Source organism: Geodermatophilus sp. URMC 60, from assembly GCF_053502585.1.
Genome location: NZ_CP199958.1, coordinates 282,620 through 296,436, shown reverse-complemented (window position 1 = coordinate 296,436; position 13,817 = coordinate 282,620). Strand labels below are relative to the sequence as shown.

13 protein-coding genes are annotated in these 13,817 nt (G+C 73.4%); all 13 read left to right on the top strand.

Annotation, left to right across the window (positions count from 1 at the left end):
- Position 1 precedes the first annotated feature (1 nt).
- A complete protein-coding gene (locus ACWIX3_RS01425) occupies positions 2-778 on the top strand; it encodes a demethylmenaquinone methyltransferase (RefSeq protein ID WP_448610302.1) in 777 nt (258 codons plus the stop codon).
- A gap of 160 nt (positions 779-938) precedes the next feature.
- Entirely contained in the window at positions 939-2,198 is a 1,260-nt protein-coding gene (locus ACWIX3_RS01420) for a geranylgeranyl reductase family protein (protein ID WP_448610301.1), read from the top strand.
- A gap of 43 nt (positions 2,199-2,241) precedes the next feature.
- Complete coding sequence (locus ACWIX3_RS01415) at positions 2,242-2,604, top strand: NADH-quinone oxidoreductase subunit A (protein WP_217635944.1); 363 nt, start codon at positions 2,242-2,244, stop codon at positions 2,602-2,604.
- Positions 2,605-2,614: 10 nt separating this feature from the next.
- A complete protein-coding gene (locus ACWIX3_RS01410; RefSeq protein ID WP_448610300.1) occupies positions 2,615-3,379 on the top strand; it encodes a NuoB/complex I 20 kDa subunit family protein in 765 nt (254 codons plus the stop codon).
- Positions 3,376-4,113, top strand: a complete 738-nt coding sequence (locus tag ACWIX3_RS01405; RefSeq protein ID WP_448610299.1) for an NADH-quinone oxidoreductase subunit C — start codon at positions 3,376-3,378, stop codon at positions 4,111-4,113. The genes ACWIX3_RS01410 and ACWIX3_RS01405 overlap by 4 nt, the downstream gene beginning before the upstream one ends.
- 76 nt (positions 4,114-4,189) lie before the next feature.
- Positions 4,190-5,521 (top strand): NADH-quinone oxidoreductase subunit D, encoded by a 1,332-nt coding sequence (locus ACWIX3_RS01400; protein ID WP_448610298.1) that lies wholly within the window; start codon positions 4,190-4,192, stop codon positions 5,519-5,521.
- A 73-nt stretch (positions 5,522-5,594) separates the two neighbouring features.
- The gene (gene nuoE, locus ACWIX3_RS01395) at positions 5,595-6,617 is read left to right on the top strand and encodes an NADH-quinone oxidoreductase subunit NuoE (RefSeq protein ID WP_448610297.1); all 1,023 of its coding nucleotides are present in this window, start codon (positions 5,595-5,597) and stop codon (positions 6,615-6,617) included.
- Position 6,618: 1 nt separating this feature from the next.
- Entirely contained in the window at positions 6,619-7,947 is a 1,329-nt protein-coding gene (gene nuoF / locus ACWIX3_RS01390) for an NADH-quinone oxidoreductase subunit NuoF (protein WP_448610296.1), read from the top strand.
- Between the two features lie 73 nt (positions 7,948-8,020).
- Complete coding sequence (locus ACWIX3_RS01385) at positions 8,021-10,483, top strand: NADH-quinone oxidoreductase subunit G (RefSeq protein WP_448610295.1); 2,463 nt, start codon at positions 8,021-8,023, stop codon at positions 10,481-10,483.
- The gene (nuoH, locus tag ACWIX3_RS01380) at positions 10,480-11,946 is read left to right on the top strand and encodes an NADH-quinone oxidoreductase subunit NuoH (RefSeq protein ID WP_448610294.1); all 1,467 of its coding nucleotides are present in this window, start codon (positions 10,480-10,482) and stop codon (positions 11,944-11,946) included. The genes ACWIX3_RS01385 and nuoH overlap by 4 nt, the downstream gene beginning before the upstream one ends.
- Positions 11,939-12,616, top strand: a complete 678-nt coding sequence (gene nuoI / locus ACWIX3_RS01375) for an NADH-quinone oxidoreductase subunit NuoI (protein WP_448610293.1) — start codon at positions 11,939-11,941, stop codon at positions 12,614-12,616. Before nuoH ends, nuoI begins: the two co-directional genes overlap by 8 nt.
- Positions 12,617-12,689: 73 nt before the next feature.
- Complete coding sequence (locus tag ACWIX3_RS01370) at positions 12,690-13,511, top strand: NADH-quinone oxidoreductase subunit J (protein ID WP_448610292.1); 822 nt, start codon at positions 12,690-12,692, stop codon at positions 13,509-13,511.
- Entirely contained in the window at positions 13,508-13,807 is a 300-nt protein-coding gene (gene nuoK / locus ACWIX3_RS01365; RefSeq protein WP_100500616.1) for an NADH-quinone oxidoreductase subunit NuoK, read from the top strand. The genes ACWIX3_RS01370 and nuoK overlap by 4 nt, the downstream gene beginning before the upstream one ends.
- The last annotated feature ends 10 nt before the right edge of the window (positions 13,808-13,817 follow it).

Here is a 13,817-nt window from a genome sequence, read left to right as displayed (position 1 = left end):
CGTGGGAGACCGGCGAGACAGCGCACACGGGCCCCCTTCCGGGACCCGCGCCGAGCCAGCGGGGGGTGGGGAGAAGGGGGCCCTTCCACTCCGGGCCGGTCTGGACAAGCAGCCGGCCGAGGTCGCGGCCATGTTCGACCGGGTCGCCGAGCGCTACGACCTCACGAACACGGTGCTCTCCGGTGGTCTCGACGCGTCCTGGCGTCGGGCCACCCGCGAGGCCCTGGGCGCCCGTCCGGGGCAGACCGTTCTCGACGTCGCCGCCGGGACGGCGGTGTCGACGGTGGAGCTGGCCGCCGGTGGTGTGCGGGCCATCGCCTGCGACTTCTCCCAGGGCATGCTGCGGGCAGGCGCGGCCCGCCCGGTGCCCAAGGTGGCCAGCGACGCCATGGCGCTGCCGCTGGCCGACGGGAGCGTCGACGGCGTGGTCATCTCCTTCGGCCTGCGCAACGTCGCCGACCCGGACGCCGCGCTGCGCGAGTTCGCCCGGGTCACCCGCCCCGGCGGGACGCTGGTGGTCTGCGAGTTCTCCAGCCCCACCTGGGCGCCGTTCCGCACCGTCTACACCGAGTACCTGATGCGCGCGCTGCCGCGCATCGCCCGCGCGGTGAGCAGCAACCCCGAGGCCTACGTCTACCTGGCCGAGTCGATCCGGGCCTGGCCGGACCAGCCCGCACTCGCCGCGCGACTGCAGTCCGCCGGCTGGACCGACGTCGCCTGGCGCGACCTCACCGGCGGCATCGTGGCGCTGCACCGCGGCCGCAAGCCGCTCGTCTGAGCGCTCCCGCCTGGGGCGGGTGGGACGAGACGGAACTGTGACGTAGCAATCCCAGGTGCCCACTTGTCACCAAGCTCACACCCCGGCTTAGAGTGGGGACCGGGCCACCTTGTGAAGCAATTCACAAAGTGGCCGGAGAACTCGAACGGAGGGGGACGAGGTGGACGACGCCGACCGGCGGGCCGACGTGGTCGTCGTCGGCGCCGGTCCCGCGGGGTCCTCGGCGGCGTGGCACCTGGCCCGCGCCGGCCTCGACGTCGCCGTCCTGGAGAAGTCCCGGCTGCCCCGCGAGAAGGTGTGCGGCGACGGGCTGACCCCCCGCGGCGTCAAGGCGCTCGACGACATGGGCGTCGACACCGCCGGCTGGGTCCGCCACAAGGGGCTGCGCGTCACCGGCGGCGGCCAGGTGGTCGAGGTCGACTGGCCGGCCCTGGAGCGCTGGCCGGGCCACAGCCTGGTGCGCAGCCGCCGGGACCTCGACGCCGGGCTGGCCGCGCACGCGGTCGCGGCGGGCGCCCGGCTGCTGCAGGAGGTCACCGTCACCGGCCCGCTGCTCGACGACGCCGGCCGGGTCACCGGGGTGCACGCCGAGGAGGGGCCGGACCGCACACCCGCCACCTGGCGGGCGCCGCTGGTCGTCTCCGCCGAGGGCCTCTCCGGCCGGCTGGCCAAGGCCCTGGGCCTGCTGCGGCGGGAGGACCGGCCGCTCGGCGTCGCCGTCCGCCGGTACGTCTCCTCGCCGCGGACGGACGACGAGTACCTCGACATCTCCTTCGACCTCTCGCCCGGCGGTCCGAGCGCGGACTCGATGCCCGGGTACGGCTGGGCCTTCGGCATGGGCGACGGCACCAGCAACGTCGGCTTCGGCCTCCTCGACACCCGCCGCGGCACCGGCGCGGAGCCGAGGGCGGTGCTGCGCGAGTGGCTGGCCACCCTCCCGCCGGAGTGGCAGCTCGGCGAGGAGCACGCGGTCACCCCGCTGCGCGGCGCCGGCCTGCCGATGGCCCTGCACCGCGGGCCGGCCTACACCCGCGGGCTGCTGCTGGCGGGGGACGCCGCCGGCACGGTCAACCCGTTCAACGGCGAGGGCATCAGCTACGCGCTGGAGACCGGGCGGATGGCCGCGGAGGCCGCCGTCGCGGGCCTGTCCGCGCCGGAGGGGCCGGAGCGCGAGGCCGCGCTGCGCCGGTACCCCGAGCGGCTGCGCGAGGAGTACGGGCGGCACCACCGGCTGGGCACGGGCTTCCTCGCGCTGCTGGCCCGGCCGGACCTGGTCCGCTTCGCCACCGCGCACGGGCTCAAGCGGCCGGCGCTGGTGGCCCGGGCGCTGCGGCTGATGGGCAACCTCTCCGACGGCCGGGACGGCGACCGGTTCGACCGCGCCGTGACCGTCCTGACCCGACTCGCTCCGGCGGTCTGACGTGACCGTCCCCGACCCGACCCGCGACGAGGGGTAGACGCTGGTGCTCTCGCAGTACGTCCCGATCGTCGGCCTGTTCGCGCTGGCCGCGGCCTTCGCGCTGTTCTCGGTGACGGTCGCCCCGTTCGTGGGCCCCCGCCGGCACAACCGCGCCAAGCTCGCCGCCTACGAGTGCGGCATCGAGCCGGTGGACCAGCCGCTGACCGGCGGCCGTTTCCCGATCAAGTACTACCTCACGGCGATGATCTTCATCGTCTTCGACATCGAGATCGTCTTCCTCTACCCGTGGGCCGTCGCCAACGACGCGCTGGGCGTCTTCGGGTTGGTCGAGATGGTCGTCTTCATCGGCACCGTGTTCATCGCCTACGTCTACGTGTGGCGACGCGGCGGCCTGGACTGGGACTGAGGAGCCGGCCATGGGACTCGAGGAGAAGCTGCCGAGCGGCGTCCTGCTGACCACGGTGGAGAAGGTGGTCAACTGGACCCGCAAGTCGTCGCTGTGGCCGGCCACCTTCGGGCTGGCCTGCTGCGCGATCGAGATGATGGCCACCGGTGCCGGCCGCTACGACCTGGCCCGCTTCGGCATGGAGGTCTTCCGGGCCTCCCCGCGGCAGGCCGACCTGATGATCGTGGCCGGCCGGGTCAGCCAGAAGATGGCGCCGGTCCTGCGGCAGATCTACGACCAGATGCCCGAGCCGCGCTGGGTGCTCGCGATGGGCGTGTGCGCCAGCTCCGGAGGGATGTTCAACAACTACGCGGTCGTGCAGGGCGTCGACCACGTCGTCCCCGTCGACATGTACCTGCCCGGCTGCCCGCCGCGTCCGGAGATGCTCACCGACGCGATCCTCAAGCTGCACCACAAGATCATGAACGAGCCGCTCGGCCCGAGGCGGGCGCGCGAGCTCGAGCGGGCGCGGCAGGAGGGCCGGGCGAAGGAGCTGTACGTCGAGATGCCCTCGTCGGTGCGCGTGGACAAGGAGAAGCGCGCGGCCTACGAGCGGGCGGCGGCCGAGCGGCGCACCGGCCAGTTCGCCATCGAGCAGCGCGGCGGCAACGCCGTCCTGCTGCCCGAACCGTACGTCAGGAGCGGGATCGCGACGACCACGGCCGAGCGAGCACCGCAGGGAGCGCCAGCGACCGAGGAGCGGAACGAGGCCGGCGTCGAGCAGGTGACACGGTGACCGGCCCTGGGGACCGCAGCGGCGAGGACGCCGCCCGGGGCGCCACCGCGCCCAGCGGCGGCTTCCGGAAGGGCGCGTTCGGGGTCAGCGGCAGCGGCGACACCTCCGGCTTTGGCGGGCTGGTCCGCGTCGAGCCCGGCGGCGCGGTCGCGCTGCACTCCACCGACCGGCCCTACGGCGGGTACTTCGACGAGGTCACCGACGCGCTCGTCGACGCCGTCGGGCAGGCCACCTACGACGCGGCGGTGCAGCGGGTGCTGGTCGACCGCGGCGAGATCACCTACTTCGTGGCCCGGGAGCACCTGCTCACCCTGGTCCAGGCGCTGCGGGACGACGAGGCGCTGCGCTTCGAGCTGTGCAGCAGCGTCTCCGGCGTCGACTACCTCGACAGCGGCGGCCCCGCGGCCGCGCCCGACCGGCCGCGGCTGCACGTCGTCTACCACCTGACCTCGATGACCTACCGGCGGCGGATCCGGTTGGAGGTCGCGGTCACGGAGGAGGACCCGCACGTCCCCTCGGTCACCGCGGTCTACCCGACGGCGGACTGGCAGGAGCGGGAGACCTGGGACATGTTCGGCGTCGTCTTCGACGGCCACCCGGCGCTCACCCGGATCCTCATGCCCGACGACTGGGACGGCCACCCCCAGCGCAAGGACTACCCGCTCGGCGGGGTCCCGGTCGAGTACCACGACGCCACGATCCCCCCACCCGACACCCGCCGGAGCTACCGGTGAGCCGGGGCTCGCGTCAGCGGGGGCTCCAGGGGATCCCGCCCACCCACCCTCGTCCCGACACGCGCCGGAGCCACCGATGAGCACCACCTACAACCCCGCCGACCCGTACGCCGGCTCCCGGGAGACCACCGAGGGCCGCGTCTACACCGTCACCGGCGGCGACTGGGACCAGACGCTGGGCTCCGAGGCCTACGGCGAGGAACGCCTCGTCGTCAACATGGGCCCGCAGCACCCCTCCACCCACGGGGTCCTGCGGCTGGTGCTCGACCTCGAGGGGGAGACGGTCACCAAGGCGCGGGTGGTGATCGGCTACCTGCACACCGGCATCGAGAAGAACACCGAGTACCGGAACTGGACCCAGGGCACGACGTTCGTGACGCGGATGGACTACCTGTCCCCGCTGTACAACGAGGCCGGCTACTGCCTCGCCGTGGAGAAGCTGCTCGGCGTGGAGGCGCCACCGCGCGCCCGGACCATCCGGGTGCTGGTCATGGAGCTCAACCGGATCGCCTCGCACCTGGTCGCGCTGGCCACCTTCGGCATGGAGATGGGCGCGCTCACCGGCATGACGAACGGCTTCCGCGAACGCGAGCTGGTCCTCGACCTGCTCGAGGAGATCACCGGTCTGCGGATGAACCACGCCTACATCCGCCCCGGCGGGCTGGCCCAGGACCTCCCGCCCGGCGCCGTCGAGCACATCCGCGAGTTCCTGCAGGTCATGCCGGACCGGGTGGCCGACTTCCACAAGCTGCTCACCGGCCAGCCGATCTGGCAGGCCCGGCTCAAGGACGCCGGCTACCTCGACGTGACCGGCTGCGTGGCGCTGGGCATCACCGGGCCGGTGCTGCGCGCCGCCGGGCTGCCGTGGGACCTGCGCAAGGTCGAGCCCTACCTGGGCTACGAGACCTACGACTTCGAGGTGCCGACCGCCGACACCTGCGACGCCTGGGGGCGCTACCTGGTCCGCATGGCCGAGGTGAACGAGTCGCTGAAGATCATCGAGCAGGCGCTGGACCGGTTGGAGCCGGGGCCGGTCATGGTCGAGGACAAGAAGATCGCCTGGCCCGCGCAGCTCTCCCTCGGGCCCGACGGCATGGGCAACTCCCTCGAGCACGTCAAGCACATCATGGGGCAGTCGATGGAGGCCCTGATCCACCACTTCAAGCTGGTCACCGAGGGCTTCCGGGTGCCGGCCGGTCAGGTCTACGTGCCCATCGAGTCGCCCCGCGGCGAGCTGGGCTACCACGTGGTCAGCGACGGCGGCACCAGACCGTGGCGGGTGCACGTGCGCGACCCCAGCTTCGTGAACCTGCAGGCCACGGCGGCGATGAGCGAGGGCGGCATGATCGCCGACGTCATCGCGGCCATCGCCTCGCTCGACCCGGTGATGGGCGGGTGTGACAGATGAGCGAGCTCGCGAGCTCCGCCAGGAACACAGCAGCGCCGCGAGCGGCGTCGACGAGCGCCGGCGAGGAGGCGACGTGAGCGCGCTCCCGGGATCGGCCGAGGGGACGGCGGTCACCGGGCTGGACTCCAGCCCGGTCGAGCCCGCCGCCGCTGACCTGCCGCCGCTGACCGAGCAGGTCCGGCTCGAGGCGCGGGAGATCATCGCCCGCTACCCGCAGCCGCGCTCGGCGCTGCTGCCGATGCTGCACCTGGTCCAGAGCCACCAGGGCTACGTCTCGCCCGAGGGCGTCGCGCTGTGCGCCGACGAGCTGGGTCTGACCAAGGCCGAGGTGGGCGCGGTCGCGACCTTCTACACGATGTACAAGCGTCGTCCCACCGGCCGGCACCTGGTCAGCGTCTGCACCAACACGCTGTGCAGCGTGCTGGGCGGGCAGCGCATCTTCGACGCGCTGAGCGCCGACCTCGGCGTCCACCACGACGAGACCGCCGCCGACGGCTCGGTCACCCTCGAGCACGCCGAGTGCCTCGCCGCCTGCGACTACGCGCCGGTGGTGACCGTCGACTACGAGTTCTACGACCAGCAGGACGTCGAGAGCGCCCGGGCGCTGGTCGCTGCGCTGCGCCGCGGGGAGAAGCCGCACCCCACCCGAGGTGCCCCGCTGACCGACTTCCGCGGGGTCTCCCGCCAGCTGGCCGGCTTCGACCAGTACGGCGGCGAGGACTCCCGCGTGGCGGCGGTGGACGCCGAGGGCTCGATCGGCCCGACGCTGGCCGGGCTGCGCCTGGCCGCCGAGCGCGGTGAGTCCGCCCCGCCGATGCCCGCGCGCCCGCCGGCCGAGGAGGCCGAGCCGGCCGCGACCGAGCCGCGCGAGACGACACGGCCCACCGGCCGCACCGGCGAGACCCCGGAGGCCGAGGCCGCCGACGCCCGCGTCGCCGCGGCCGACAACCCCGCGGAGCGGGCCGGCGCGGCGCAGGCGCACCCCGACGAGGGCGCGGAGTACGGGCAGCCGCGCGGCCGGCAACGGGCCGGCACCGAGACCCCGCCCGCCACCGAGCCGGCCACCGGCACCACGCCCACAGACGGGAAGGCCTGACATGCCCCTCGCACCCGTGCTGACCTCCCGCTGGGCCGAGCCGCAGTCCTGGCGGCTGGCCACCTACGAGCGGCTCGACGGCTACACCGGGCTGCGCACCGCGCTGTCCATGACCCCTGACGAGCTGGTCGGCCTGGTCAAGGAGTCCGGGCTGCGCGGCCGCGGCGGCGCCGGCTTCCCGACCGGCATGAAGTGGAGCTTCATCCCCCAGCCCAAGCCGGGGGAGACGCCCACCGGGCCGGCCGCGATGCCCAAGTACCTCGTGGTCAACGCCGACGAGGGGGAGCCGGGCACCTGCAAGGACCTTCCCCTGATGATGGCCGACCCGCACTCCCTGGTGGAGGGCGTGGTCATCGCCTCCTACGCGATCCGCTCGCACCTGGCGGTCATCTACGTCCGCGGCGAGGCCGTGCACGCCCACCGCCGGCTGGTCAACGCCGTCCGCGAGGCCTACGACGCGGGCTACCTCGGCACCGACATCCTGGGCTCGGGCTACGACCTCGAGCTGATCGTGCACGCGGGCGCCGGCGCCTACATCTGCGGCGAGGAGACCGCGCTGCTCGACTCGCTCGAGGGCTACCGCGGCCAGCCGCGCCTGAAGCCGCCGTTCCCCGCCGTCGCCGGGCTCTACGGCGCCCCGACGGTGATCAACAACGTCGAGACGCTGGCCAGCGTGCCGTTCGTCGTCCGCGGCGGCTCCGACTGGTTCAAGGAGTTCGGCCCGGAGAAGTCGCCCGGGCCGAAGATCTACTCGCTGTCGGGCCGCGTCGTCCGCCCCGGCCAGTACGAGGCGCCCATGGGGACGACGATGCGCGAGCTGCTGGAGATGGCCGGCGGCGTCCGCCCCGGGCACGAACTGAAGTTCTGGACGCCGGGCGGTTCCTCGACGCCGTACTTCACCCCCGAGCACCTCGACGTCCCGCTGGACTTCGACTCGGTCGCCGCCGCTGGCTCGATGCTCGGCACCACCGCGCTCATGGTCTTCGACGAGACCGACTCGATCGTCGAGGCCACCCTGCGGTTCACCGAGTTCTACGCCCACGAGAGCTGCGGCAAGTGCACCCCGTGCCGCGAGGGGACCTACTGGCTGGTCCAGATCCTGCAGCGACTGGTCGACGGCAAGGGGACGGCGGCCGACCTGGACCTGCTCACCGACACCTGCGACAACATCCTGGGCCGCTCCTTCTGCGCCCTCGGTGACGGTGCGACCAGCTGCATCTCCAGCTCGCTGAAGTACTTCCGCGACGACTACGTCGCCCTGCTGCCCCCGGAGGAACAGGCCCGCCTCGGCCGCAGCCTCCGGCTCGAGCCCGTCGGAGTCGCCTCGTGACCGAGCTCGCGAGGGCACGCAAGGACACCGCACGCCACGGCACTGGCCCGACGAGCGCCAGCGAGGAGGACCAGTGACGCTCACCAACCCGACCCCCGCGCCGGCGGTGCCCCCGGGTGCGCCCGGCCCGCACACCCCGCCGGACGCCGTCCACTGCACGATCGACGGCTTCGACGTCGCCGTGCCCAAGGGGACGCTGATCATCCGGGCCGCCGAGACGATCGGCGTGCAGATCCCCCGGTTCTGCGACCACCCGCTGCTCGAGCCCGTCGGCGCCTGCCGGCAGTGCCTGGTGGAGGTGGAGGGCCAGCGCAAGCCGGTGGCCTCCTGCACCATGCCGGTCACCGACGGGATGGTGGTGAAGACACAGCTCACCAGCCCCGTCGCGGACAAGGCGCAGCAGGGCACGATGGAGCTGCTGCTGATCAACCACCCGCTGGACTGCCCGGTCTGCGACAAGGGCGGCGAGTGCCCGCTGCAGAACCAGGCGATGAGCAACGGCCGCACCGAGAGCCGGTTCGTCGACGTCAAGCGCACCTACCCCAAGCCGCTGCCGATCAGCAGCGAGGTGCTGCTCGACCGCGAGCGCTGCGTGCTCTGCGCCCGCTGCACGCGGTTCTCCCAGCAGGTCGCCGGCGACCCGTTCATCGAGCTGTTCGAGCGGGGCGCCCTGGAGCAGGTGGCGATCTACGAGGACGAGCCGTTCTCCTCCTACTTCTCGGGCAACACCACGCAGATCTGCCCGGTCGGCGCGCTGACCAGCGCCCAGTACCGGTTCCGCTCCCGCCCGTTCGACCTGCGCAGCGAGCCGAGCGTCTGCGAGCACTGCGCCTCCGGCTGCGCCCAGCGCACCGACTACCGCCGCGGCAAGGTGCTGCGCCGGCTGGCGGGGGAGGACCCGGCGGTCAACGAGGAGTGGAACTGCGACAAGGGCCGGTGGGCCTTCCGCTACGCCACCGCCAACGACCGGCTCACCACGCCGCTGGTCCGGCGGGACGGCGTGCTGCAGCCGGCGTCCTGGCCGGAGGCGTGGGCGGCGGCGGCCGAGGGGCTGCGCGCCGCGCGGGATGCCGGCGGCGTCGGGGTGCTGCCCGGCGGGAGGCTGACCGTCGAGGACGCCTACGCCTACGCCAAGTTCGCCCGGGTGGCGCTGGGCACCAACGACGTGGACGCCCGCGCCCGCGCCCACTCGGCGGAGGAGCTGGCGTTCCTCATGGCGCACGTCGCCGGTACCGGCCCGGCCAACGGGGCGGTGACCTACGACGACCTGACCAGCGCACCCGCGGTGCTGCTCGCCGGTCTCGAGCCGGAGGAGGAGTCGCCCATCCTGTTCCTGCGGCTGCGCCGGGCTGTGCGCAAGAACCGGCTCGCGGTCTACGACCTCGCCCCGTTCGCGACCACCGCCGCGGAGAAGCTGCAGGCCACCGTGCTGGCCACGCGCCCGGGCACGGAGGCCCGCTCGCTCGCTGCCCTCGCCGAGGGCACCTGGGGCGGCCCCGCGGTCGAGGCGCTGCGCCGGCCCGGCGCGGTGCTGCTGGCCGGTGAGCGGCTGGCCGAGTCCCCGGGTGCGTTCTCGGCCCTGGTCGCGCTCGCCCGCGCCACCGGCGCGCGGGTGGCCTGGGTGCCGCGGCGGGCGGGGGAGCGGGGCGCCGTGGAGGCCGGCGCGCTGCCGGCGCTGCTGCCCGGCGGCCGGCCGGTCACCGATCCCGGCGCCCGCGCCCAGGTCGCCGCCGCGTGGGGCGTCGCCGAGCTCCCGCCCACGCCCGGCCGCGACACGAACGGCATCCTCACCGCCCTCACCCACGGACAGCTCCGCGGACTCCTGGTCGGCGGCGTCGACCCGGCCGACCTGCCCGACCCGCGCCTGGCCGAGGCGGCGCTGGCCGACGCCGACTTCGTGGTCAGCCTCGAGATGCTGCCCAGCGCGGTCACCGAGCACGCCGACGTCGTCCTGCCGGTGGCCGCCGCTTCGGAGAAGGCCGGCGCCTACCTGGACTGGGAGGGCCGGCTGCGCCCGTTCGACACGACGCTGCACGGCGCCGGGCAGCTGCCCGACGGCCGCGTGCTGCAGGGCCTGGCCGACGAGATGGACGTCGACCTGCGGCTGCCCGCCCCTGAGGTCGCCCGCGCCGAGCTCGCCGCCCTGGGCGTCGTCGCCGAGCGCCCGCGGGTCACGGGCCTGGACGTCGTCGCGCCCGGCGACCCGGAGCTCGCCGACGACGAGGCGGTGCTGGCCTCCTGGCGGCAGCTGCTCGACGTCGGCACGCTGCAGCGCGACGAGCCCGAGCTGGCCGGCACCGCCCGCCCGCCGGTCGCCCGCCTGGGCAAGGACGCCGCCCGCCGGCTGGCCCTGGCAGACGGCGACCGGGTCACCGTCTGCGGCGCGATGGGGGAGATCAGCCTGCCGGTCCTCGTGACCGAGATGCCCGACCAGGTGGTCTGGCTGCCGATGCGCTCACCGGGCAGCGAGCTGCGCACCCGCCTGGGCACCCCGCCCGGCGGCGTCGTCCGCCTCGTCGCCGGAGGTACCGAGTGAACGTCGCCGCCGCCGCCGACCAGCCGACCCTCGCCGACTTCGGCACCGACGTCTGGTGGATCGTCCTCATCAAGATCGTCGGCGTCTTCGTCGTCCTGGTGCTGCTGACGCTGTTCGCCATCGTCTTCGAGCGCAAGGTCGTCGCGCGCATGCAGCAGCGGATCGGCCCCAACCGGGTCGGCCCCCGCGGCTACCTGCAGAGCCTCGCCGACGGGCTGAAGCTGGCGTTCAAGGAAGACATCATGCCGGCGCTCGCGGACAAGCCGGTCTACTTCCTGGCCCCCGTGCTGGCCACCGTCCCGGCGTTCCTGGCCTTCTCGGTCATCCCGCTGGGTCCGGTGGTGAGCATCTTCGGCCAGCAGACCCCGCTGCAGCTCACCGACGCCCCCATCGGCGTGCTGATCGTCCTGGCCTGCTCGGCGATGGGCATCTACGGCATCGTGCTGGGCGGGTGGGCCTCCGGCTCCACCTACCCGTTGCTCGGCTCGCTGCGCAGCGCCGCGCAGATGATCAGCTACGAGATCGCGATGGGCCTGTCGATCGTCGCGGTGTTCCTCTACGCGGGGACGATGTCGACCTCGGAGATCGTGGCCGCGCAGGCGGACGGCAACCAGGTCTCGTTCTTCGGGCTGGAGTTCACCGGGCCCAGCTGGTACGCGGTCCTGCTGCCCGTCTCGTTCGTCATCTACGTCATCGCCGTGGTGGGGGAGACCAACCGGGCGCCGTTCGACCTGCCCGAGGCCGAGAGCGAGCTGGTCGGCGGCTTCCACACCGAGTACTCGTCGCTGAAGTTCGCGCTGTTCTTCCTCGCCGAGTACATCAACATGGTCACCGTCTCGGCTCTGGCCGCGACGCTGTTCCTCGGCGGCTGGCGGGCGCCGTGGCCGATCTCCATCTGGGACGGCGCCAACTCCGGCTGGTGGCCGCTGCTGTGGTTCTTCCTCAAGGTCGTCGCCGCGCTGTTCGTCTTCATCTGGCTGCGCGGCACGCTGCCCCGACTGCGCTACGACCAGTTCATGCGCTTCGGCTGGAAGGTGCTGGTCCCGACCGCGCTGGTCTGGATCCTCGCCGTCGCGACCATGCGCACCGTCGCCCGCGAGGCCGACCTCTCCACCGGCCAGGTGGCGCTGTTCGTCGGCGTCCCGATCGCGCTGCTGGTCATCGCCGTGCTGCTCGTCGCCAGCCGGGCCAGCAACCGGGCCACCCGCCTGGCCGCCCGCGAGGCGGCCGCGGGCTCCATCCACCCGACCGAGCCCGAGGCCGAGGTGCTCCCGCCGGCCGGGCCGCGCCGCCGCCCGGCCGGTCCCAGCCGCGCCGAGGGCGGCTTCCCCATCCCGCCGATGGACCTCGCCGTCCCGCCGTCACCGCGGCTGCGCAGCCGCGAGGCGGTCGCGCCCGACGGCGCCGTGGTGGGCACCGGACGGCGCAGCGGCGCCGGCACCCAGGAGGACGTCGATGTCTGAGCACGAGCCGCTGGTGAGCGGCGAGCAGAAGGGACTGGAACAGGCGTCCCGCGGCGAGCTGGAACGCCGTGGCCGCGACGCCGGGCCGGTCAAGCGGTCCAGTTGGCTGCCCGGGCCGGGGCAGGGCTTCGGGGTCACCTTCGCGCAGATCTTCCGCAAGGTGACCACCGAGGAGTACCCCGAGGTGCCCAAGGTGACCAAGCCGCGCTACCACGGGCGGCACGTGCTGAACCGGCACCCGGACGGGCTGGAGAAGTGCGTCGGGTGCGAGTTGTGCGCGTGGGCCTGCCCGGCCGACGCCATCTACGTCGAGGGCGGCGACAACACCGAGGACGAGCGCTACTCGCCCGGTGAGCGGTACGGCCGCGTCTACCAGATCAACTACCTGCGCTGCATCTTCTGCGGCCTGTGCATCGAGGCCTGCCCCACCCGCTCGCTGACCATGAGCAACGACTTCGAGCTGGCCGACGACAACCGGGCCGACCTGATCTACACCAAGGAACAGCTCATGGCCCCGCTGCTGCCCGGCATGGAGGCCCCGCCGCACGCCATGCGGCTGGGCGACGACGAGAAGGACTACTACGTGCGAGCGGCCGACACCCCCGCTCCGCCGGTCGATCCCGCCGCAGGGGCGCGGATCGACCAGCCCCTCCCGGGGGCGCGGCCGTGACCGAGCTCGCGAGGTCACGCCAGGACACGGCAACGCCGGGCACCGACCCGACGAGCGCCAGAGAGGAGGGGCGGTGAACGACGTCGTCATCGGCACCGGCGAGGCCGTCGTCTTCTGGGTGCTCGGCCCCATCGCGCTGGCCGGCGCCCTGGGCATGGTGCTCTCGCGCAACGCCGTCCACTCGGCGCTGTGGCTGGTCAACACGATGCTCGCGCTGGGCGTCTTCTACGTCGTCCAGGAGGCGCCGTTCCTCGGCGCGGTGCAGATCATCGTCTACACCGGCGCGATCATGATCCTGTTCCTGTTCGTGCTCATGCTGGTCGGCCGCGACTCGTCGGACTCGGTCGTGGAGACGCTGCGCGGACAGCGGGTGGCCGCGATCGTGCTCGGCCTCGGCTTCGCCGGGCTGGTCGGCGCCGGTGTCGCCCGGGCCACCCAGGACCTCCCCGTCACCGGCCTGGCGGCCGTGCAGGGCGGGGAGACCAGCAACATCGAGGCGATCGCCGCGGTGCTGTTCACCCGCTACCTGCTGGCCTTCGAGGTGACCAGTGCGCTGTTGATCACCGCCGCCGTCGGCGCCATGGTGCTGGCCCACATCGAGCGCGACGCCGGCACCCGGCGCACCCAGAAGGAGCTCTCGCGGGCCCGCTTCCTCACCGACCGGCCGCAGACGCTGCCCGGACCCGGTGTCTACGCCCGCGGCAACTCCGTCGCCGCACCCGCGCTGCTGCCCGACGGCCGGCTGGCCGAGGACAGCTTCGCCACCGGGATCGAGCCCCAGGAGATCGAGCAGATGCCGCGTCCCACCGGCCGGGCCGAGCTCGGCACGCCCGACGCGGCGCTGGGCACCCTCGACCCGGCGCCCAGCGAGATCCCGGGGGGTCGCGACCGATGAGCCTGACGCACTACCTGGTGCTCGCCGCCATCCTGTTCACCATCGGCGCGGTCGGCGTGCTCGTGCGGCGCAACGCGATCGTCGTCTTCATGTGCGTCGAGCTGATGCTCAACTCGGTGAACCTGACCTTGGTCACCTTCGCCCGCGCCAACGGCACCGTCGACGGCCAGGTCATGGCGTTCTTCGTCATGGTCGTCGCTGCCGCCGAGGTCGTCGTGGGCCTCGCGATCATCATGTCGATCTACCGGACCCGCCGGTCGGCGTCGGTCGACGACGCCAACCTGCTCAAGTACTGACGGGAGCCGG

Bases quoted from the DNA above. Each gene is read 5' to 3' on its own strand.
- ACWIX3_RS01410 (WP_448610300.1), top strand. From the start codon at position 2,615: ATGGGACTCGAGGAGAAGCTGCCGAGCGGCGTCCTGCTGACCACGGTG.
- ACWIX3_RS01400 (WP_448610298.1), top strand. From the start codon at position 4,190: ATGAGCACCACCTACAACCCCGCCGACCCGTACGCCGGCTCCCGGGAG.
- nuoF (WP_448610296.1), top strand. From the start codon at position 6,619: ATGCCCCTCGCACCCGTGCTGACCTCCCGCTGGGCCGAGCCGCAGTCC.
- nuoI (WP_448610293.1), top strand. From the start codon at position 11,939: ATGTCTGAGCACGAGCCGCTGGTGAGCGGCGAGCAGAAGGGACTGGAA.
- nuoK (WP_100500616.1), top strand. From the start codon at position 13,508: ATGAGCCTGACGCACTACCTGGTGCTCGCCGCCATCCTGTTCACCATC.